This is a genomic window from Chryseobacterium sp. MP_3.2, assembly GCF_035984805.1.
In the GTDB taxonomy this organism is placed as follows: Bacteria; Bacteroidota; Bacteroidia; order Flavobacteriales; family Weeksellaceae; genus Kaistella.
In genome coordinates this window covers 1-21,697 of record NZ_JAXCHW010000009.1, presented here as the reverse complement: position 1 = coordinate 21,697, position 21,697 = coordinate 1, and the positions used below count along the sequence as shown (strand labels likewise).

Below are 21,697 nucleotides of genomic sequence, written 5' to 3'. Positions count from 1 at the left end.
AAGAAAAGGCGAGATAAGCGCACTTTTTTAAATTTCAATGGAGATTTTCAACGTGATGGTTTTCGCTTTATGTGTGATATTTTTTTACCTTTAAAAAAGCTAACTAAAACAAATGGCAAGTGCGGCTCAACTTTGAAATAGAATTTTTAAGCATGGATAAACACAATAATAAAAAATGGATCATCATTTATGGATCTGTTGCAGTAACCTTAATCGCGATTTATTATTTAGTAAATCTGCCGCTCTTTAGTAGTTGGGGACATTATATTCCCTTTGTGCGCAAATTAAGTTTGAGTTTATTCCTCATCGCCATTATTTACCTCATCAGCAAACTGGTAGAAAAGCTGATTTACAGCCAAAATCATTTAGAAGGTGACCGCTATAATTTGCTCAGAATTGTCCGTTTTCTCGCCTTGGTTTTTAGTTTAATTGTGGCCGCTTCTTTTCTCTTTCAAAATTTATATGCGGCAGCCGTGAGTTTTGGATTGATTTCCCTAGTTTTAGGTTTTGCTTTGCAAGCACCGATTTCTTCTTTTATCGCTTGGATTTACTTAATTCTTCGGAGGTCTTATTTGGTGGGAGACCGAATTCAAATCAAAAATTTTCGTGGTGATGTGGTAGAAATTAATTATTTAGATACTTCCATTTTAGAATGCAGTGGAGATTATTTAGGAAACGACCGACGAAGTGGACGGATTGTTCGTTTCCCGAACAGTCTCATTCTGAGAGAAGAAATCATCAATTATTCTGGACCCTTGGTTCCTTTTATCTGGAATGAAACTGCGATTCAGATCGCCTTCAGCAGTGATTTGCAGTTTGTAGAAGATTGCCTTTTGAACGCGGCAAAAAAAGATTTTGAAGAAAAATATCCAACATTACATCATTTAAAAAGCCGGAAATGGGAGCCCACCGTTTATTTTCGCAATAATGTTTATGCCTGGATGGAAGCCGTGATTAGTTATCCAGTGGAACCACACGACACCACGGATCGCCGAAATAGAATTCTAAAATTTGCTTTGCCAAAACTCAATGAAGCGGTGGATCGAGTAAAATTTCCCGAGGGAATGAGTCGATAGATCCTCTATTTTTTTCTTAATGAGTTGATGATCAAAAGGAAATACGAAAAAATACATCGTTTTTTAAAATTAAATACGTAATTTTGCACCCGCAAAAAAGGATTCGTAGAGTGCTCCCAGAAAATGGAGACGTTAGAATTTTAAAAATCAAAGAATACGCGATATGAAAAGAATAGGGGAACACAGAAAGCTTCTTGGGGTAGACAAAACCGCCACATTAAAAGACTTAAAAACAATTTACCGGAATACGATGAAAGATGCGCATCCTGATAAATTTGTGAATGATGAAGAGGGAAAATTAGATGCAGAAGAGAAAAGTAAATCCGTAATTGAAGCCTACCATTTTTTGGTGAGCATTAATCCGGAAACGCAGGAAAAGTACAAAGAAGAATACACAGAAACCATTTCAAAATCCAATATCCAAGATTTTTATTTAGAGAAATCTATTTTGAAAGTGCAGCATTTGAACGGAAAAATGTTCGAATACATCGGTGTTCCAAGAAATACGTACATTAAAATGGTGAACGCAGATTCACCAAGTCGTTTTGCAAGACGTCATATCTACGGAAATTTTGTTTACCGAAAAGACGGCGAAGCAATGGTGGATTAATTTCCTTTTATTTTAAATATATAAAAGCACAATTTCGAATGAAGTTGTGTTTTTTTGGTTACGATGTTTTTTCTTGAAACAATTGTGTTATTTAATTTCAGAGGTAGTGTACATTAATTAAAAACGACCGCCTCTTTCTGGGATATACTTTATATTTATTTCCATCAATAATTTAACTTTTTTTAGAAATCAAATATTAAAAAAAATATTAAGTTCTTTTAAAACGTGAATCGAATTCCATCGCAGTTGTTGCAGTAATTTTAATTTTTTTTGAGTCATGATGATTAGGATTTATGAGATAATTATATTCTTGCGGAATTATACTACTCGGAACTTTTAAGATTGCGGCACCGTTTTCAAGCACGAAATCATCACCAATTATTTGAGTAGTAATGGTTGGAGGTTTTGAATTCCAATCGGCTGGTAAATCTTCAATTTTCACTTCTTGAATTGCAATATCGTCAGGGATGTCTATCTCAATATAAAATCTGTCATTTGGTAAATCTTCAGCCAAATCTAAATGTACAGAAACTTCTAATGTTGCTAATGCTCTACTTTCTGCAGTGTATACGACTCTAGTATTTAAGCTATTCCATCGATAACCTTTTGACATGGAAGCTCCTGTCCCTGACAAAGTTGTATTCAAATATTTTTCTCTCTCAACTCTGTAAACTTTCATTAAGCGAAATTTCCAAATTCGATTCTGTTTAGTGCATAATGTACCTCATCAATACCAGTCGTGGTATCTAGTAAACTTTCGGGAGAATTACCTCCTAGTGATATGTTTGGTTTTTTCAGCCATCGCTGAAATTTTTCTTTTTCATTATTAAAAACATCCAAACCATTATCGAGGAGTTCCGTAATCATAAGAATTAATTCACTGTCTCTACTATCCATTAACGAATGTTCAACTTTTTTCTTATTGTAAGTTGTTTGGGGAATACCTATAATAGATAAAACATTTTTAATTGGACGGTCTAATTGGTTGCTTATAAACTCAATAGACGCGTATGGAATACCTTTTCTGCTAATATCAACTCGTTCCATCGTATTTGACCAGGTAATAACCTTATCTCCGGAATTAATTTTCCAAGTTCTAATAGTTGATCTTCTTCCTGCGGCTTTTTTTATACTTTTTTTTGTATTAAAAGGAATTGTTTTTGAAGTTAAATTTTTCATTTTTACAACATATATATTGTAAATGTACAACATATTTGCTATGTATTACTTTTTTTTAGATTTATTTTTCAATTTTGTCTTGTCTCTTCAAAACCCGTTCTTTCGGTTCATCACCATCATAAAGCGCAATTGCAGAATGTAAAAATTGTACAGCGGCGGCAGAATCCTCAACTTTCGATTTGCTGCGTTCTAAAATTTTATATTCAATAACTATGATGATCTTTCTCTCGCTGTAGCCCTGAAACGCAGGAAAAGTACAAAGAAGAATACACAGAAACCATTTCAAAATCCAATATCCAAGATTTTTATTTAGAGAAATCTATTTTGAAAGTGCAGCATTTGAACGGAAAAATGTTCGAATACATCGGTGTTCCAAGAAATACGTACATTAAAATGGTGAACGCAGATTCACCAAGTCGTTTTGCAAGACGTCATATCTACGGAAATTTTGTTTACCGAAAAGACGGCGAAGCAATGGTGGATTAATTTCCTTCTTAAAATTGTATTTAAAAAGCATAATTTCTGAAAAGAGATTGTGCTTTTTTATATTTCTGAGTCCCGAAATTCCGAATTTATTTTAATAATTAAGATAATTTTTGAACGGGGATAAACTTAAATATTAATTGAAGGGAAGTACATAATCCATCAAATAAATTAATTAAATCAATATATTTGTAAGATTTTCTGCAATCATCAGTCTCAAAAATTATCAATCTCTTATTTATGAAAAAACTCTATCTTTTTTTATTTCTAACCCTAATTTCTCCACTTTCTATTTCCGTTTTACATGCGCAATGTTCGGGAGCCACGACGGAAAGTCTTACCAATCCTGGTCCTTATACAGTCGCAACACTTACCGAAGCGGACGGCATTAGGAATGGTCCGGGTTATGCAGGTGCAACTATTTATTATCCCACCAATGCTTCGCCGCCTTATGCAAGTATTGCCATCGTGCCGGGATATGTTTCTGCGCCTTCCAGTGTTCAGGATTGGGGACCTTTCTACGCATCTCACGGAATTGTTACGGTTATTATTGGTACAAACTCCCTTTTTGATCAGCCCGAAGCGCGTGCTTTGGCACTTCTGGATGCGCTGGAAACCATCAAACAGGAAAATGTCCGAACTGCTTCACCTTTAGCCGGAAATCTTAACCTCACCAAACTCGCCGTTAGTGGTTGGTCTATGGGCGGTGGCGGTGCTCAGCGAGCAGCAGTTTTAGATAATACCATATCCGCCGTGGTGGCGCTGTGTCCTTATCTTAACAATCCACAACTTAATCATCAGGTTCCGTTGTTGATTTTCAGTGGTCAATCCGATCCGACCGCTCCACCGGCTCAACATGCCAATATCCATTACAATCAAACTCCAGCCACAACCAATAAGTTGCTGTTCGAAGTTAAAAACGGCAATCATTCGGTTGCGAACACACCGTCCGGTGGCGGTGGCGCGGTAGGAAAACTGGCACTTTCCTGGCTGAAAATATTTTTGGAAAAAGACAATTGCTACTGTCCAGTTTTAGCCACAACGCTTTTGACCAATGCTGGCGTAGCTTCCAAGATCAATCAAAGTTATGAGTGCAATACCATCTTAGCTGTAGAAGATCCTAAACTGGCGGTTACATTGTATCCGAACCCAACGAAAAATGTGGTCCATGTAAATGTTCGGGAAATGGCTCCCTACCAACTTATTTCTTCTACGGGACAACTTGTTTTGAAAGGCATTGTTTCCGGCTCAAAAAATCAGATCGATTTATCCAGATTGTCCGCAAATGTTTATTATTTGCATGTAAATGGTCAAGTGATCAAAGTGATTAAAAAAGAATAAATGGTATAAAAGAATTTAAAAGCACAATTTCGAAAGAGATTGTGCTTTTTTGGTTCAAGCTGAAATGCGATCACTTTTTCAAAGTTATACAGTTTACGGAGCGAGGAACATTTGAACTTTCATTATAAAACCTAAGCCGAAAAATTATTACACGCCGAATTCGCCGAAAGTAGACTACATCAAAGAACTGGAACTGGAAGTTTATAAAAGGATTACGAAGGGGTGATCTTTTGCCGCCACGAATTCACGAATTTCTTTTCCCAGAATCTCTATTCGAAAAATTTTTCCTTCAATAGAAACGAGCTTTAGCTTGTTTTTCTTCTTGTTTTAATGGATTGGCTTTAGCCGAAATTTATTGCTCTTAAAAAATTTTGCAATGTCAAAAGGCTTTGTGTCTTCGCCTATAAAATCAGTTCGTCTTTTCGTTAAAACCACGTCTAAAATCAATCGCCATGCTTTCAAAAATCCCAACTCATAAACCATCGGTTGAAGTTTTTCGTTTAAAGTTTGATATGCAAGAGCGAAATGTCTAAAATTAACGGGTGGAAAATCACCACTTGAATTTCTGGCTTGCAAATCTTTTCGGACTTGATACCAACCAAAATCGGGAAGGTTTAATTTCAATTTATCTCTCACGCTTCGCACATCGGTGTGATCAAAATAAGCTTTCCACAAAATTTTTCCTTCTTCGGTGCTGATTCTCAAATATAATTAAAATCTAAATCTTTAATACCACCTAGTTTTAATATCAAAAGCGATTAATTTTCGTATTCAATTTTTGGAAAGGTTATATAATGAAGCAGATCTATCTTGTTGTCCAGGTTTTCGCAAACCTTATAAATATATTTCGATCACTGCTATTATCGTGCGTTATTAAGATGGTGCTCTAAGCAACCTTAAAAAATTTCCCACAAAAAAACCCAACACTTGTGGTTGGGTTTTGCATTCTCTACGGAAAATGGATTTTTTTTAATTTTAAAAATCGAATAGATCACCTAACAACCCTTTTTTCTTTTTGTACCGGTAGTCATCATCCTTGGAGTAATGGCGGCGGTCTGAATAATTTTGATTGGATTGTTGATATTGCTGCTGTTGTTGTTGCGGCGGTTGCTGTTGTTGTTGCTGTGGAGCCGGAGTAGTTGGAGCAGAACGCTCAATAATTTTATCGAGTTCCCCGCGATCGAGCCAAACGCCACGACAGTCCGGACAATAATCGATTTCAATACCACTGCGGTCCGTCATCACTAAATTGACATTACAAGCTGGACATTTCATATTTTCCTTTTTTATTTCGTTAATGTTTTGTCCAACAATTTTCGTTCCCTTATTTCGGTTCAAATTTTAGTTCAGAGTGTTTAAAGTCCGTTAAATTATCACGCTCAATTCAAAGAAATAACTTTTCCTCTAGCGGAACTTTCGAGTGCGGCTTCCATGATTTTCATATTTTTAATGATTTCCGTGCCCGGTGACGGCAAATCAGCACCAAAGACAATATATTCATAAATTTCCTGGTAATAATTCATGTAATTTCCCGCTTCACTGGAAGTGAGGATTCTCGCCGTTTCGGAATTTTGCGTCACGGAGTTTAAAATTCCATCGGGCTCCCTCAAAGGTTTTGTCCAATCTTCATTATAGGTAGGAATTTCACCAGAAATCAATTCCCGCTCCTGATTATCGCTTCGTTCTTGCAAAAAACTTCCCGTGTCACCGTGAAGGACGTAGGCGTAAGGCGCTTCTTTACTATATACAGATGATTTTAAGCGGACGCGCAAATCGTTTCGATAGTAGAGCAGAAGTTCAAAGTAGTCATTCGCAAAACCGCTTCCTTTCATGGAAAATACGTCGGCAAAAATTTTTTCTGGAAAGCCAAAAAGTTGTGTGGCCTGATCGATAAGGTGAGCACCTAAATCGTGCAGCGCGCCGGAACCTGGTAAATCTGGATTTTCTTTATGCTCTTTGGCGCTGGGTTCCGTACGAAAACGGTCAAAATGGATTTCCACTTCTTTTAAATTACCCAATTTTCCTTCCGCCAGAATCTTTTGCACCTGAAGAAAATCGCGGTCATATCTGCGGTTTTGATAGACGCTAAGGAAAAGGTTTTTTTCTTTGGCCAATTGCACCAGTTCTTCAGCTTCCGCCGCGTTTACGGTGAATGGTTTTTCAACAATGATATTTTTTCCGGCTTCCAAGGCCATTTTTGCATATTTAAAGTGCGTTTGAACCGGTGTGTTAATGATGATTAACTCAAGATCGACCTGCATAAGCATTTCCTCTATGGACTTGTAAGTCGTGGTTTCGGGATATTGGGGTTTGGATTCTTCTTTGGACCTTTCTACAATTGCCGACATAAAAAATCCGGGATGTTCTTTTAAAAAGGGTGCGTGAAATATTTTCCCACTCATTCCAAAGGCGCATAGTCCCACTTTTACGAGTTGCATATCAATTAATTTTAACAAATATATTTATAAATCATTTGAAAGCGAAAGGGAATTATAGAAGGATTTCCATTGCGTTATAGTTTACACGAGCAATCTTCAAATTATAGTTCCTAAAATTTAATTGTACATAGGATATTTCTCTCCTTGGAATTTACTCAAAAAAAAAGCACCCAAATTTTGGAGTGCTTTTGTACTGTTAGCGTATATTTTTAGTGATTTCTCAATCTTCCCATTACCGTGTCTAACGCATTTTTTAATTTGCCAGAGGCTTCTTTCACTGCTTTTTCCACGGTTGCGGAGTGGCTGGTTACTACGGTTGGTTGCATTCCTTTAATTCTTCCTTCCATTACACATCTTTTATCATTTCCTACGCTTTTCTCACCGTTTTCGTCGCTGATTTTGACTTCAATGCGGGTTAAGTGATCTGCAAAACGCTCAAAATCTTCTGAAATAGAGGTTTTATAGTAGGCGATCATTTCTGCAGTGGCGTCGATGTTATTATCGGTGTTGATTAAAATTTCCATGTATTTTATAATTTAATTTATTTATTATTCAATGATTAGCCTTCCATCGAAAGGCGATAGGCCAATTTAGACAATCCCTTTTAGAAAAGGAAATTTACACTTGTCAAATATCAAGAATAGGAGCGTTTTAACAAATTCTTAATAAAAATAGGAGATTCTTTACCTAAATTTTAACTTTTGAAAACGAACAATTCAATAGGGGTCACGGAAATTAAATTGAAAAACTTTAATCAGAAATTCTGGTCGTGATGAAATGGTTCAGCCAAGGTACTTTAACAAATGAATAGGAAAAAGGGATCGTGTTTAAAAGCAAATCCGTGGAATTTTTTTCTAAAACGATTTCAAACGTTTCGTCTATTTCCAAAATTACACCCTGCTTTCTAAGAAAGTGTTTTTGTACAATTTCAACATTACAATTCTTTAGCGCAGCCCAATTATCAATGAAGGACTCCAGAAGAAAAATACATTCTTTCTTTTCAATTGCAGTAAGATTTTTTGGGAAAGAAATCATTTCCTCCGAAGATATTCCAATTAATCTTCTGAAAATTTCCAACTCCAATTGTGGTGGTGAATCAATTTTTGAATTAGCTAAGAAATAGAGCAGTTGAACTGCTTTTATTTGAGTATCATGGCTTTTGAATTTTTTATTTTCCAAAAGTTCTAAGTTCGAAAATAAGAGATTTATATAGGGATGGAGAAATATAATTCCGCAGTGGGGTAGTGTTCGTTGGGCTTTCATAGAAGTGAATTTCGGGAAATTGATGAATTTTAAAACTATTCTGAAAAGAATTAAATCTAAAAAATTCGATATTCAGAAAGATATGCATTGAAATCAAAAGTAAACAATCAAAAATTGCTCTTATTTATTCCTTTTTAAAACCCGACCTCTCGGTTCGTTACTTTCATAAAGTGCTAGTTCTGAATGAAGAAATTGAGCCGCCGCGGCAGAATCCTGAACTTTTGTCGCGCTGCGTTTCAACATTTCTCCTTCGAAATCTTCTAAAACACTTTTTCTGATGCCTACTTCACGCCATGGTGTTGATGAATTCCCGCATTTTCGATGAATTTCTCGGGCTAAAGAAAGCGCGTCTAAAAGTGCTTGATTGGCGCCCTGACCTTTGAAGGGACTCATCGGGTGCGCTGCATCACCAATTAAAGTGACTTTCCCCATGTTTTGTAATAGTTCTGAAGTGAGCAAAGCGCGGTCGTATACGGGATAACCAGAAATTAAAGACTCTGGAGTTGCACTTAAAATTTCAGGAATGGGAGCATGCCACTGCGTTCTTTTTTGCGCTTCTGTTTTTAATGCTGCCGAACCTTTTGAACTTAAATCTTTGGCCTCATTTTCTGGTAGTGGAAAACTTAATTGCCACATAACCGAATCGGCATCGAAAGGCATCATGTAAATTCTTTCATTTCCATTGGCTGTTTGGAAAACCGTTGCAGAATCGAGCAGGTGAGAATCGGTTTTTTGAAGCGAATTTAAAGGACATATTCCTAAGATGACAATGCAGTCAAGATAGCGCAAAGGCGAAATTTCCTCCCCAATTGTGAAGTTTCGCACCGCACTTCTAATTCCATCTGCACCGACGATGAGATCTGCTTGTTGGATTATTGTGCTTCCCTCCACTATGAATTGAAGATCGAGGCGATCATTATTTTCTTTAAAATCCACCAGTTGATGACCCCATTTAATTTTTTCTTTTCCGCCCAATTGTTTTAATAAAGTGCGTCGTAATTCCTGTCTTGAAATGTGAATATTGGTGCGTTTTGGATTTGTTTTTTCTTCATTATCAGCTTCTAGCCATTTTCTCATTCCCCATTCGCCCACGACTTTTCCCTCGGGAGTGTGGACCAAATGCCGCGTAGAAACCACGCCTTTTTCTAGATTGAAGATTCCGAATCCTTCAATAGCTTTACTGGCTTGTTGCAAAGTCAATCCGTATCCTTGCGAACGCTCCTCAAAATTACTGTCTCGTTCATACAATGTAAAAGGAATTCCGCGATGCAGGCAGCCAATCGCCAAAGCGATACCGCCAATTCCGCCCCCAATAATGGCAACATGAGGATAAATTTCTGCCTTTGGTTTAGGGAAATTTTCGGAAGCATTTAAACCAGACCCAGAACATGTAGGGCAAATGAACAATGCAGCTTCTGGAGGAAGAGGAACAGGACCTAAACGCTTTGATTTTTCAAAATTTTCTAGGGCTGATTGATACTTTAACCTTACACTTTTCTTAATTCGGCGCTTTTGCTTGCCGAGACCTTTACAATCTGGACAGATGGTGAAAGACGAATACTGGTTTTCCATTGTAACAAGCGCTTAAAAAAAATCTTATAATTCTCAAAGATAAGCATTGGTATTTGGTGGACTGAAATAGAATTCAAAATACCATCATTATAATCTCGACTTTTAAAAAAGATTCAATTTTGAGCGTATAAAAAAAGCACAATTTCTAAGGAGATTGTGCTTTTTTCTTTTTCGAATCGAAGTTTAAAAACTTCTGTTAATTGCTATAATATTTTCCAATTCCGGTCGCATCAAATGTGAAAGCTTCTTCGTTTTCGGCTTTGTCTAACTTTTTGCTGATGGTCAAGGCCCATAAAACAAGTTCTTTGGAAAAGTTTTGATCCGCTTCACTCAGTGATTCCGTGTATTCTTCGATAAGAGCGGTTAGAGGTTTTACCCGATTCAAGCTGGAATAAAATTCTGCATCGGTATCGGCATAATTGAGTTCCAGTGAATTGTTATTAAACCAGTCAACAATATCTGTGTAGGCTGTTTTCTTTCCTTCTTTTTCCAGTTTAGAAATGCGCGGGAATATTTTTTCAAATTCCGTCATGACGGCTTTGTCTATAAGAATTTTCGCCACGTAATCTGCACCTTCTTGTTCGCCTTCATAAACCAATTCGATTTTACCGGTAATAGAAGGAATAATCGACATAAAATCAACCAATCGAATGGTAGTTTGCTCAGAATCAGATTCGATTAATCTTAGTTTTGCGGCGGCCATCAAGTTTTCCATGGCGCTAATTGTTAAACGTGCACTCACGCCACTTTTTGCATCTACATATTCACTGTCTCTTGCAGCAAAAGCGACTTCTTCCAGTAAATCTCTCGCGATACTTGGAATAATAATTTGGGATTGATCTTCCGCGGAAATCATGGCTTCTTGCTCCGTAATTTGGCGGGCTAAAGCAATGGTTTTTGGATAATGCGTAAAAATCTGCGACCCAATTCTATCTTTCAGAGGCGTGACAATACTTCCACGATTGGTATAATCTTCCGGATTTGCCGTGAAGATAAACTGAATATCCAACGGCATTCTCAACTGAAATCCCCGGATTTGAATATCGCCTTCCTGCAAAATATTAAACAAGGAAACCTGAATTCGTGCCTGTAAATCGGGCAATTCATTCAAAACAAAAATACAACGGTTCGCGCGTGGAATCATTCCGTAATGTAAAACGCGCTCATCAGAATAGGGAAGTTTTAAAGTCGCCGCTTTGATTGGATCAATGTCGCCAATTAAATCGGCCACATTAACATCTGGAGTTGCTAATTTTTCGAAAAAACGGTTATTGCGATGAACCCAAGTAATCATGGTTTCATCTCCTTGCTCTTCAATTAAATCTCGGGCGTATTTAGAAATAGGATGAAACGGACTGTCATTAATTTCAGACCCTTTTACAATGGGCATGTATTCGTCCAAAAGATTCACCATGCTTCGGGCAATTTTGGTTTTTGCCTGACCACGCAATCCTAAGAGATTGATGTGATGTCCCGCCAAAATTGCTTTTTTCAATTGCGGAACTACAGTATCTTCATAACCCCAAAGTCCTTCGAATACAGGTGCTTTTGCTTTTATTTTTGCGATTAAGTTAGCTTGAATTTCTTGGTTAATGGTCTTATCCAAAAACCCTGAATCTTTTAATTCTTTAAATGTGACATCTTTTTTCATATCTAATAGTAGTGATTTATTATATTTTTTAATCGCAAAGTGCGCAAAGATTTTGGTACTTATTGCGCAAACTATGGACGTTCGCAAAGGCGTTCCCCTTAGGAAAGTTTGCAAGATATTTTAATTTCTTTTTTTTTATTTAAAGTCTTTTATCTTGCATCTTTAATCTTGGTTCTATTCTAAATTCTTTTTATTCTGTTTTTCTCGTAATCTTCAAAAATCATTTCACCCAGGCCAGAAAGTCCGGTTAAAAAAGCTTTGCCTTTATTTTGAGCGGTGAACGCTTCCACGAATTTTCTTAAATATGGATCCTGCGCAATCATAAAAGTAGTGATGGGAATTTTTAATTTTCTGGCTTGCGCAGCTTTGGTTAAACATTGGGAAACAATCATTTCATCCAATCCATTGCTGTTCATATAAAACTCTCCCGACGGTAATTGAATACAACTCGGTTTTCCATCTGTAATCATGAAAATCTGCTTGTTCGTGTTTCTTTTTCTTCGCAGAATATCCATGGCTAATTCTAGTCCTGCAACCGTATTCGTATGGTAAGGTCCGACCTTTAAATAGGGTAAATCTTTAATTTTAATGGGCCAAGCTTCATTCCCAAAGACGATAATGTCAATGGAATCTTTCGGATATTTTCGGTTGATTAATTCCACTAAAGCCATCGCGACTTTTTTCGCGGGCGTGATTCGATCTTCACCGTAAAGAATCATGGAGTGACTGATGTCTATCATCAAAACCGTGCTCATTTGGGCTTTGTGCTTGGTTTCTTCTACGATGAGGTCATCTTCCGTCATCCGTAAATCTGAAATCCCATTGTTGATTTGGGCATTTTTCAAACTTTCCGTCATGTTCACGGTAGATAAATCATCGCCATATTGAAAGGAGCGATTTTCTCCGTCCCGTTCATCACCCACGCCAATCTTTTTTGTGTTGTGATTACCGATTCCGCTCTTCTTTAGTTTTCCAAAAATTTGATCCAAAGCAAATTCCCGCAAAGCTGCTTCCAACTTAGCGGTGAGAATATTTTTTCCTTTCCCTGTGCCTGTATTTCCCTCTTCATCTTTTTCCTCTTCTTTAATGTAACCGCGTTTTTTCAGGTCTTCCTCGAAATTTTCCAGTGTATATTCATCGGTGAAAATATTGTATTCTTTATCCAACATTTCTAACCATTCAAAAGCTTCTTCTATATCACCTGAAGTGTGGGTCAAAAGGTCTTTGAAAACATCAAAAACTCGGTCAAAATGAGAAATTTCCTGCGGAGTGTGTTTGGTAAAAGTAAATCCTTTGCCAAAATTCAAGTCTTTATTCGTCATAATCGTTCCTCCTTTATTGTTGCCAAGGTATAGAAATATCATTCCAATACTGATGGTTTAGGAATAGAAATTAATAATGATGGTGATGGAAAATAGAAAAATCTTAAAACTAGAAAACAGCACTCAGTTGCAGTGAAATTTAGAAAAAAAAGTGATGTAAAATTTGAAAATCATGATTTTTTTTAGATAGAAAATTTTTATTCCGCAGCTACCGCCGGGCGATCTCCTGTTTCTTTAACTCCTTTTTCAATAAAATCATTAACTTCTTCTTTTTCGTCTTCCTGCAAAGAAATCACCTCCTCTTCCTGAACATTTTCATCTCGGTTTAAATAGAAACTGCAATAGAGTGGAAGATGATCACTGCCAACATTTCGTAAAGTTTTAAAATCCTCAATAAAAATATCTGCAGAGTGGAAAAATAAGTCAATAGGAAAACGCAGCACGCGGTATTTCGCATGAAAAGTAGAAACAAATCCACGTCCGATCCGCGGGTCAATCAATTCCGAAGTTTTTCTAAAAAGAATTGACGATCTGGCCCAAGCAACATTATTAAAGTCACCCACCACAATAACAGATCCTTCCATTTCTTGTACTTTTTTTCCTACGGCTAAAAGTTCTCCATCTCTTTCCTTCGCGGTTTCTTCTTCCGTAGGACTTGGCGGAGGTGGATGAATCCCGAAAAAGGTAAAAGTTTCTCCGTTATCTGTGTAGAGGCAAGCTTCAATACTTGGTAGATCATCGGCAATAAGATAATTCACCTTCATGGATTTTACTTTTAATCTGGTGTAAAAATGAATTCCATACGTGTTTTCAAGCGCCACTTTTTTAAAATTAGGATATTCGTCTTCCAGAACTGATAATGAATTCTCCCATTCTTGATTGGATTCCATCGTCAGTAAAATATCAGGTTTTTCCTCTTTTACCAAATCAATTAATTGATGATGTCCCTTATTAAACTGATAAACATTGACGGAAATAATGGAAATAGGTTTAGAATCTGTGTTGATTTTATCTGCAGCTTTTCTTTTGTAAAGAGTGGTGTAGGGAATTAAAATGACTAAATGATTGACAATGAGAGCTGCATTCAGCAGGATGGTGCCCCAAAATATGAGCGATTTATCTTGAAAAAACACCAATCCTAAAAGTAAAGTAACCATTTGAACGATAACCACTTGTATCCGACCGAATTCCCAGACTCTAAAAATCCAGTGCTGATTTGGGATCAGGGGCAAAATGCTTACAACAATGGTGAAAGAGGAAAGGATGTAATAAATTAGGTGCATTCTTAGAATTTGATCGCAATAAAGATAAAAAAAAATACCAATGATTAATGCGGTGTCCTTTAAATTGCGTTTTTTTATATTTTAATTAAACTAAGTACACAGACAGTTTGGGTAATTGAATTGCTTTCTTTTTTGGATCGAACTCCGTAGCAAAAAGGTAATGGAATGGGAAAGATTACGTGATCACTTAATGTTTAGAAAGGGGAAAAGCCAGTTTGACAATCATAAAACCCAAACCTCCTAGAAATGTTATCGCATCAAAAGCACTGAATTCTTCCTCGTAATTTTTTGAGAACTTCATCTATAGTAATATGATGAAAATTAGAAATATCCAAATGGTATTAATTATTTTTATTGGAGTTAAATAAATTTTTCTTGATATTTCTACTGTTATATATTTCAAATCTCAGATCAATTTATTTTTATATTTCAAAAAGCAATGAAATATCGTGGAGCATGGACTTGTGAATTGTCCAGCCGTATTTAAAAAAAAACAAAGCCTCATAATAATAAGAGGCTTTGTTTATAGGTTTAGCGTAGCTTGATACTAAGGTAACAAAACTTTGTCAATAACATGAATTACCCCGTTTGAAGCTTCGATATCAGCGGCTGTCACAGTAGCATTGCCAATGGTTACTGTTCCATCTTTAATGCTCACTTTCAACTTACCTCCTTGTACCGTTGTTAATTCTTGCCCATCTTCTAAATCTGCTGCGTGTGCTTTTCCACTAACCACATGGTAAGTCAAAACGTTGGCAAGTTTCGCTTTATTTTCGGGTTGCAATAGAGTGTCTACGCTTGATTGAATATCTGCAAAGGCAGCATCAGTAGGTGCGAATACTGTAAAGGGTCCTTCTCCTTGCAAAGTTTCTACTAATCCGGCAGCTGTTACTGCTGCAGCAAGTGTTTTGGCATCTGTTGAGGCGATTGCTACGATGTCTTTTGTCATTTCGTTTTCCATTTTAAATTTAATTTATTCGGAGAATTTGTTTTCTCGTTTGGTAAAATTACATACTAATTATTTAAAACTAGTATGTTTTAGTTAATCTTTGAGATAGAAATATTCGATTTCAATGAGCATTGACATTTCGCTAGAAACAGCGAGCTTTAGTGTTTTTTATTTGCGTCAGGTTTATTTATTTAGTCGGACTTTTTTTAAATTGAAATAATGATAATTTTTTAAATTTTTCGCCATTTCTGAATATCGTTTTTTAGCGGTACTTTTAGTTCGTCTGCATATTGTTAATCGGCTATTTCTCTTCGTTGGCTTTGAGTACCCTTAAAAAATTTCCGCCAAGTATTTTTGAAATATCTTTTTTAGAATATCCTTTCTCGACCAATGCTTTAGTAATTAGGGGATAGGAAGTTACATCGTCTAATTGTTGTGGTGTAAGGCTAATGCCGTCAAAGTCCGAACCCAATCCGACATAATCCACTCCGACCAAATTAATGATGTATTCTATGTGGTCAATAACCATTGACAGCGGTGGTCGCATAATGTTGGCTTCTGCTTCATATTTTTTATACAGATAATCCAGTGCATAATATTCATGCATACCACTTTTCTGAAGTGAATCATTCTCCACTTTATACTTTTCTAAAAATGCCATTTCTTTAGCATCAAAACTGCTGTCAATAAATCCTGGATGAAAATTTATCTGAATTACCCCCTTATTTTTGGCAATAGCTTTTATTTGATCATCTTTTAAATTACGCCGATGCGGTACGAGATTGTAAACTGAACTGTGTGACGCGATGATTGGTTTGGTTGTCAATTTAATTACATTCCAAAAAGTTTGCTCACCAGCGTGGCTCATATCAATCATCATCCCAAGTTGGTTCATTCGCTGTACTACTTGTCGTCCAAAATCAGTTAGTCCTTTGTGCGGTAGGTTTAAGTTAGTAGTTTCATCGGCGGCACTCGTTGCCCATGAAGGCGCGATATTGTGTGTCAGAGTTAGATACCTTGCGCCACGTTGGTAAATCGCATCTAATTTATTGAGATCATTTTCTATCATATGACCGCCTTCTACACCAAACATAGCAGCAATTTTATTTTGTTTTACAGCCTTTAATAATTCTGCGTAATTCCCAACTTTCACAATTTTATCAGGATTGCGAGCCACCACAGCATCAAGACTATCCATTTCTCTATTGGCATAAGCAAACGGTTTTTTGGCATCGCCATCACAATACACCGAAAACAATTGTACGTCAAGTCCACCTTGTTTCCAGCGCGCTAAATCACTATGTGCTTTTCCTTTTAAATCTGTATCGAGAACCAATCCGTTATCTACAGCTTTCATTAAAATATCGTTATGACTATCTACTAAAATACTTTTGTCATGGATTTTTTGATAGGATTGAGCAATGATTTGGTTTGTAAATAAAATGCCAAATATTAGTAGTTTTATTTTCATGTCGCTATTTTTAGTTTTGTGAAGTGCCGCAAAAAAATTACAGCTTCCGGGTGGATATTTCTTTGGGCGGGCAGTTTTTATAACAAGTCTTTGTAAATATAATAAATTGAACAATTGATAGAAATCTTGATGATATAAACTTCCGACCCACTGATAGAAATAATGTGTGTTCGATACTTCTTATTTAATGCTATCAGTTCCCTCTCGCAAGGAATCAATGAATTTTGTTTTTGATAATGTAATTTTTATTTTTTCTTTCATTTCCTTATCTAAGGTTAGAATTTTTATCCGTCCCGAATAATGAATATGGAATAGCACGTTTTGCATTTCGTTAGTAATATAAAAATCAAAAAATCCTCCGTCGCATTCTGTTATGGTGTAAAATCTTGGAATAAAGGTATTAATTTCTTCCGTTGATATTTTTACTGCTCCGTTAAATTTTTTGTTGATTTTATTTTTATTAAAATATTCTAGCGCTTTAATAATTGATTTGAAATCTTTGCGTTTTCCTGTTAATTTAGAAATCCAACGTTTATTTATTTGCCCAAGAATTATCAATTCTTTAATTTCTAAAAGTTTAATTAATTTGTGGAATTCTTTTGTTAATCTCTTATTGGTTGTTTTTTCAAGTGCTATCCAATGAAATGAAAAATAGTCTGGAAGGAAATAAAAATCTTCGTCATTTTTTTGATCAAATGCGTGAAGTGGAAGTACTCTATATTTTATTAGCGCAATATCTCTGCTTATTTTTATCGGCATACTATTTCTTTGGAATTACTAGCGTCTTAACGCTTGAGTGGTTGAGGAATAAAGATGCGAGATTTTTCCATTAAACACTAATTTTCCAAGTACAAAACCATCTTTAGATTAAGCGAAAACTCAATCACGCCAAACCGATTTTGGCAGTTGTCCTTTTCGTCATTTTAGTTGTCTTTTAAAACTACAAAATATAAAATTCTGTTTTGTTTCAAAAGGTGTTGTATGGTCTTCAACGATACATTTTAATTTTTCAAAACCATTTTCCATTTCTGCTGTTAATGTTTCTTCACTATACTGTTTTATGTCTAAGCCACTGCACTTTTTGGGTCCGTTTTCGGAAAACGTTCCAACAATTAAATATCTTGAAACTGATTTTCTTGCAGTTTATCCTGAGCGTAGCCGAAGGGTTCAAAAGGCTTTCATTTCTTGTCCTTCAGACAAAACGAAAGCTTAGTTATTGTACACAGTTTTTTTACATCGGTGGTGGTGGTGAAGAAACTGGCGTATAATTGTTTATTTGTTTATCACTTCCGTTAATTTTCACAGTTTTATCAATATAGAGAATATTTAATTTTAGATTTGGGTTTTGTGAAATATCAATTTCTTTTATTTGATTTCCATGTATTAAAAATTGTATTAATTCAGGATTTTTGGTAAAATCTATTTTTGTCAGTTTATTATGATCTGCTGACAAATATTTAAGTTTTGGAAAATCTTTCAAATCTATTTCTGAAATTTTGTTGTCCATAAAATTTAAGGATTCAATATTTGGGCAATTTTTAATTCTAATTTTCTCTAATTCATTTATACCGCAAGCAAATTCTTTTAGTTTTGGCATATTTGAAATCTCTAAACTTTTTAATTTATTCCTCGCTACATAAAGTTTTTCTAAATTAGGAAAATCATTCAGTTTTAATTTTTCAATTTTATTTATGGTTAGATATAAATATTCAAGATTTTTAAAAATTGCAATACCATTAATATTTGTTAGATTCATTTCCATTAAATTCAAATTTTTTACATTTTCTGCTTCATTTTTTTCAATTCTTCCGTTTTTATTAATGTCAATTTCTGGATATTTTTTCAAAATAACATTTTGCAAATTTTCATTTTTCAAGGTTGTGTTTTGTGAAGAGCAATTAATTGCAATTATTGAAAATAAACTCAAAATAAATTTTTTCATCGGTTTTTTTTAAATTTTTCTTTTAGAAACGAACTTTCTAAAATTGTGTACAACGTCAGTCTGTGAAAAAACCTCCGTTTATTACTTTCAAAAATAGCTAAATTATTTCAATAATAAGGGAGTAAATTTGTATATTTAATAATGCAACACATCACCGGAATCGCCCGCAATCAGATGGTTTTTACGAGTTTAGAAGATTCGATTTCTGAAGATAATTCAGTTCGATTTGTAGACGCTTTTGTGGAGAATATCGATTTAAAAGCATTAGGTTTTGTACTGCAAACGCTCAAAACGGAAGGACGACCGAGTTTTAATACGCAAACGTTTCTCAAAATCTATCTGTATGGCTACCTCAATGGACTTCGAAGTTCCCGGAAACTCGAAAAAGAAATGGAGCAAAGCGTAATTCACGAATACAAATAAAAAATAAATATTGATGAGTAATGTGTTCGCAATATTGAACTGCAATGACTTTTATTTGGACTTGTACCCAATTACCACAGCATTTCTGATTTTAGAAAAAACAATTCTGCGGGTTTAAAAATGCTGTTCAAAGTTTTCGTTTCTTTTTTGAAAGATGCCGATCTAATTGCTGGAGAAACCATCGCCATTGACGGTACTAAAAGCAGAGCCCACAACAGCAAAAAAGCTAATTTTAATCAGAAGAAAATTGATAAACACCTGGCTTATATTGAAGAGAAAACACAGCAATACCTGGATGAACTGGCTCAGAATGATGAGAAAGAAAACAGCGTAACGATCATGAAAGTTCAGGAAAAAATAAAACGTTTGAAGAAGAATAAACTTCGCTACGAACTTTTGGAAGAAAAATTAAAAACGAGTGGCGAACCTCAAATCAGCACTACTGATGAAGATTCCAGAGCGCTTTTGGTTCAAGGACAAGTGGTGGAAGTAAGTTATAATATTCAGGCAGCTGTTGATGATAAACACAATTTGGTGGTAGCTACACATACGATAAATCGTAATGACAGAAATGCTTTGAGCGCCATTGCAATTGAAACTAAGAAGGATTTGGGCGTTGAAACATTCACTGCTTTAGTCGATAAAGGGTATCACAATGGTCGGGAACTCACCCAATGTAAAGAGGAAAATATCGTTACAATTGTTGCGCATCCCGAACAAGGAAAGAGCAATGAAAATGGGACTCAGCCAGATTATTTTGTTTCCAAATTCATTTACAATAAAGAAGATGACACCTATATTTGTCCAGAAAATCAGGTTTTAAAAACGACAGGACGGTGGCACAAGAAAACGCGCGATAGAGACAGTTATGAGTTCAAAAAATACCGAACTCCCGCTTGCAAAGAATGTTCTGTAAAATCACTTTGTACGAGCAGAAAAGGCGGCAGAGAAATAGACCGAAGTGAATATGCCGATGCTGTTGCAGAAAATAATGAACGTTACCAGGCGAACGCACAATTATATCGAAAACGACAAGAGATTAACGAGCATATTTTTGGAACTATTAAGCGACAATGGGGTTACAACCATACGAATTTAACGGGATTGGAGAAAGTAAATGGCGAACATAGTTTGATAATGTTGGTGTACAACATCAAACGTGCGATGAATATTCTGGGCGTTCCAGAATTAATTGCCAAATTGAAAAACTGGAAGTCACCTTACAAAGGGAAGGTGTGTTTTGTTTTTAAGGTGACGTATTTTAAGCATTACATCGCCACTTTAGAAACTAGATTATCAATTGCAGCCTAAAAAACAGCTGGTCTTAAAACGTGTTTATTGAGGATTAGAAGACTGATTTTCTTAGAAAAATATTGAGAAGTTAGTTTTTTCACAGCCTGACGGTTTGCAGCTACAAGAAGTTGGCGATTTCGAAGCACTAAACTTTCTGCCACCACAAAACTTGATACGATGCAGAATGTTAGTTTTACCACAAAACCGCCAATTTTTTGTAGGTGCTGTTAGCGGTTCGGGCTTTTCGTCAGTCTTTATTGTCCTTTCTGTTCAGTAATGGTCGGTATTTTTCGATTAAGTATTCTTCAAGTTCATATCGTCCAAAAGAAACTGGGAAAGTTGTCGCCTTACAAGTTCTTAAAAAGTCAGTTACTTTTTTGTCTTCTGTTTCACTGAAATAGCGTTTTTTGCCTTTTATTTCCTGCAAGTGGAAGCCTAAAATGTCAGTTCCAATATGTCGTCTAAGTGCAGAAAAATATGTTCGTCCACTATGTGTTGCTATCCTTTCCCCAATGTCTGAACTTTCGCCAACATAAATTAGCTTATCTGATTTGTCTTTAACGAGGTAAAGTCCTGCGGAACTTATAATTTTAGTGTCAAACCAATTCGTAAAAGCTGATATTAAAATTTTGCTTTCGCCTTCTTTTAATAGTTCAGCAACATTTTGTTGCACTACGTTCCATAGTCCGTTTTGGTCAGCAATAACACATTTGTTTCTCTTTCCTAATTGAAAGCCATTAAGTTTCGTTGGTAAATTCACAATGCCGAACTCCTCAACTTCTTTCCGTCCAATACTTGTCGGCATAAACTGAATTTTAAACTTGTCAATAGTTGTTGGCTTTATGAGTTGATTTGCAGATATATGTTTCTGTAAATTTTTGTAGAATGTCGAAGTTGTCGGCTTGAATTGCTGTCTAAGTCTTTTCGTGAGTTCTTTACCTTCTCCAATGTAGAAAGGAATTTTGTCAAGGGAAATCAAATAATTTCCGAAACCTTTTTCAGTCACATTTACTAAGTCACAAAATTGTTGAGTCGTTAGTTTATTCAGTCCGCAAGAAAGAATAGTGTCTGACTGTTTTTGGATGTCGTCCCAAGTTAGTTTTTTCATTTTTAGTCCGTTAGTTCATTTATGCACGGTCGTTTATAGCCTGACCGCTAACGGTTAGTATATGAAAAGTAGGCGATTTCGAAACACTAACTTTTCGGTCAAGCACAAACTTTGATATGAGCCATAAGCCTTGAATTTAGCACTAACTCGCCTATTTTTTATATACCTTGTGTGTGCCCAGCATGGGCATCTTTCTCTTACGAAAGTAGGAAATTAATCTAGAGGGTGCAAATCCCTTATGGGCGAGGGTAACGCCTTGAACCATTAGTAAGTCGCAAGGGTGGTATCCGTGA

24 protein-coding genes and 1 pseudogene are annotated in these 21,697 nt (G+C 35.8%); 6 read left to right on the top strand and 19 right to left on the bottom strand.

The window, feature by feature from the left end; genetic code table 11:
• Window positions 1–152: 152 nt before the first annotated feature.
• The gene (locus RCH13_RS10970; RefSeq protein WP_326987284.1) at window positions 153–1,076 is read left to right on the top strand and encodes a mechanosensitive ion channel family protein; all 924 of its coding nucleotides are present in this window, start codon (window positions 153–155) and stop codon (window positions 1,074–1,076) included.
• 163 nt (window positions 1,077–1,239) lie between these two features.
• Window positions 1,240–1,686, top strand: coding sequence for a KTSC domain-containing protein (locus RCH13_RS10965; protein ID WP_326987283.1), 447 nt, complete (start codon window positions 1,240–1,242; stop codon window positions 1,684–1,686).
• A gap of 208 nt (window positions 1,687–1,894) precedes the next feature.
• Here the strand turns inward: RCH13_RS10965 and RCH13_RS10960 are convergent, their stop codons facing one another.
• From RCH13_RS10960 to RCH13_RS10950, 3 genes are all read right to left on the bottom strand, one after another.
• On the bottom strand, window positions 1,895–2,365 hold the full coding sequence (locus RCH13_RS10960; RefSeq protein ID WP_326987282.1) for an RES family NAD+ phosphorylase: 471 nt from the start codon (window positions 2,363–2,365) through the stop codon (window positions 1,895–1,897).
• Window positions 2,365–2,865, bottom strand: coding sequence for a type II RES/Xre toxin-antitoxin system antitoxin (parS, locus tag RCH13_RS10955; RefSeq protein ID WP_326987281.1), 501 nt, complete (start codon window positions 2,863–2,865; stop codon window positions 2,365–2,367). Before parS ends, RCH13_RS10960 begins: the two co-directional genes overlap by 1 nt.
• Window positions 2,866–2,926: 61 nt before the next feature.
• A complete protein-coding gene (locus tag RCH13_RS10950) occupies window positions 2,927–3,151 on the bottom strand; it encodes a hypothetical protein (RefSeq protein ID WP_326987280.1) in 225 nt (74 codons plus the stop codon).
• On the opposite strand from RCH13_RS10950, the gene RCH13_RS10945 reads away from it, so the two are divergent.
• Both RCH13_RS10945 and RCH13_RS10940 read left to right on the top strand, forming a co-directional pair.
• Window positions 3,145–3,351: a KTSC domain-containing protein gene (locus tag RCH13_RS10945; RefSeq protein WP_326987366.1), complete on the top strand. Its 207-nt coding sequence runs from the start codon at window positions 3,145–3,147 to the stop codon at window positions 3,349–3,351. The two genes, RCH13_RS10950 and RCH13_RS10945, sit on opposite strands and share 7 nt — an antisense overlap.
• Window positions 3,352–3,588: 237 nt before the next feature.
• Window positions 3,589–4,689 carry a poly(ethylene terephthalate) hydrolase family protein gene (locus RCH13_RS10940; RefSeq protein ID WP_326987279.1) on the top strand — a complete coding sequence of 367 codons (1,101 nt, stop codon included), beginning with the start codon at window positions 3,589–3,591 and terminating at the stop codon, window positions 4,687–4,689.
• A gap of 327 nt (window positions 4,690–5,016) precedes the next feature.
• On the opposite strand, the gene RCH13_RS10935 is transcribed toward RCH13_RS10940, so the two are convergent.
• The 14 genes and pseudogenes from RCH13_RS10935 to RCH13_RS10870 form a co-directional block, all read right to left on the bottom strand.
• On the bottom strand, window positions 5,017–5,394 hold the full coding sequence (locus tag RCH13_RS10935) for a hypothetical protein (RefSeq protein WP_326987278.1): 378 nt from the start codon (window positions 5,392–5,394) through the stop codon (window positions 5,017–5,019).
• A 270-nt stretch (window positions 5,395–5,664) separates the two neighbouring features.
• Window positions 5,665–6,027: a TFIIB-type zinc ribbon-containing protein gene (locus tag RCH13_RS10930; protein WP_326987277.1), complete on the bottom strand. Its 363-nt coding sequence runs from the start codon at window positions 6,025–6,027 to the stop codon at window positions 5,665–5,667.
• Between the two features lie 41 nt (window positions 6,028–6,068).
• Window positions 6,069–7,127, bottom strand: coding sequence for a Gfo/Idh/MocA family oxidoreductase (locus RCH13_RS10925; RefSeq protein WP_326987276.1), 1,059 nt, complete (start codon window positions 7,125–7,127; stop codon window positions 6,069–6,071).
• A 209-nt stretch (window positions 7,128–7,336) separates the two neighbouring features.
• A complete protein-coding gene (locus RCH13_RS10920) occupies window positions 7,337–7,651 on the bottom strand; it encodes an HPF/RaiA family ribosome-associated protein (RefSeq protein WP_326987275.1) in 315 nt (104 codons plus the stop codon).
• Between the two features lie 226 nt (window positions 7,652–7,877).
• The gene (locus RCH13_RS10915) at window positions 7,878–8,390 is read right to left on the bottom strand and encodes a contractile injection system tape measure protein (RefSeq protein WP_326987274.1); all 513 of its coding nucleotides are present in this window, start codon (window positions 8,388–8,390) and stop codon (window positions 7,878–7,880) included.
• A 120-nt stretch (window positions 8,391–8,510) separates the two neighbouring features.
• Window positions 8,511–9,962: an FAD-dependent oxidoreductase gene (locus RCH13_RS10910; RefSeq protein WP_326987273.1), complete on the bottom strand. Its 1,452-nt coding sequence runs from the start codon at window positions 9,960–9,962 to the stop codon at window positions 8,511–8,513.
• Window positions 9,963–10,158: 196 nt separating this feature from the next.
• The gene (locus RCH13_RS10905) at window positions 10,159–11,613 is read right to left on the bottom strand and encodes a sigma 54-interacting transcriptional regulator (RefSeq protein WP_326987272.1); all 1,455 of its coding nucleotides are present in this window, start codon (window positions 11,611–11,613) and stop codon (window positions 10,159–10,161) included.
• A gap of 179 nt (window positions 11,614–11,792) precedes the next feature.
• Window positions 11,793–12,935 (bottom strand): vWA domain-containing protein, encoded by a 1,143-nt coding sequence (locus RCH13_RS10900; RefSeq protein ID WP_326987365.1) that lies wholly within the window; start codon window positions 12,933–12,935, stop codon window positions 11,793–11,795.
• A 197-nt stretch (window positions 12,936–13,132) separates the two neighbouring features.
• A complete protein-coding gene (locus RCH13_RS10895) occupies window positions 13,133–14,218 on the bottom strand; it encodes an endonuclease/exonuclease/phosphatase family protein (protein ID WP_326987271.1) in 1,086 nt (361 codons plus the stop codon).
• A 547-nt stretch (window positions 14,219–14,765) separates the two neighbouring features.
• Window positions 14,766–15,179: a fasciclin domain-containing protein gene (locus RCH13_RS10890; RefSeq protein ID WP_326987270.1), complete on the bottom strand. Its 414-nt coding sequence runs from the start codon at window positions 15,177–15,179 to the stop codon at window positions 14,766–14,768.
• Between the two features lie 289 nt (window positions 15,180–15,468).
• Complete coding sequence (locus RCH13_RS10885) at window positions 15,469–16,638, bottom strand: dipeptidase (RefSeq protein ID WP_326987269.1); 1,170 nt, start codon at window positions 16,636–16,638, stop codon at window positions 15,469–15,471.
• A 180-nt stretch (window positions 16,639–16,818) separates the two neighbouring features.
• A complete protein-coding gene (locus RCH13_RS10880; protein ID WP_326987268.1) occupies window positions 16,819–17,397 on the bottom strand; it encodes a hypothetical protein in 579 nt (192 codons plus the stop codon).
• 159 nt (window positions 17,398–17,556) lie between these two features.
• Window positions 17,557–17,778: pseudogene (locus tag RCH13_RS10875) on the bottom strand (SAM-dependent methyltransferase); the annotation flags it as partial.
• 91 nt (window positions 17,779–17,869) lie between these two features.
• Complete coding sequence (locus RCH13_RS10870) at window positions 17,870–18,580, bottom strand: leucine-rich repeat domain-containing protein (protein WP_326987267.1); 711 nt, start codon at window positions 18,578–18,580, stop codon at window positions 17,870–17,872.
• A 141-nt stretch (window positions 18,581–18,721) separates the two neighbouring features.
• Here RCH13_RS10870 and RCH13_RS10865 point away from each other — a divergent pair, with 141 nt between their 5' ends.
• Both RCH13_RS10865 and RCH13_RS10860 read left to right on the top strand, forming a co-directional pair.
• Entirely contained in the window at window positions 18,722–19,003 is a 282-nt protein-coding gene (locus RCH13_RS10865; RefSeq protein WP_326987266.1) for a transposase, read from the top strand.
• A gap of 120 nt (window positions 19,004–19,123) precedes the next feature.
• The gene (locus RCH13_RS10860) at window positions 19,124–20,314 is read left to right on the top strand and encodes a transposase (RefSeq protein ID WP_326987265.1); all 1,191 of its coding nucleotides are present in this window, start codon (window positions 19,124–19,126) and stop codon (window positions 20,312–20,314) included.
• On the opposite strand, the gene RCH13_RS10855 is transcribed toward RCH13_RS10860, so the two are convergent.
• Together RCH13_RS10855 and RCH13_RS10850 are read right to left on the bottom strand one after the other, a co-directional pair.
• Complete coding sequence (locus tag RCH13_RS10855; RefSeq protein ID WP_326987264.1) at window positions 20,311–20,496, bottom strand: hypothetical protein; 186 nt, start codon at window positions 20,494–20,496, stop codon at window positions 20,311–20,313. The two genes, RCH13_RS10860 and RCH13_RS10855, sit on opposite strands and share 4 nt — an antisense overlap.
• 47 nt (window positions 20,497–20,543) lie before the next feature.
• Window positions 20,544–21,404 carry a GIY-YIG nuclease family protein gene (locus RCH13_RS10850; protein ID WP_326987263.1) on the bottom strand — a complete coding sequence of 287 codons (861 nt, stop codon included), beginning with the start codon at window positions 21,402–21,404 and terminating at the stop codon, window positions 20,544–20,546.
• Window positions 21,405–21,697: the final 293 nt, after the last annotated feature.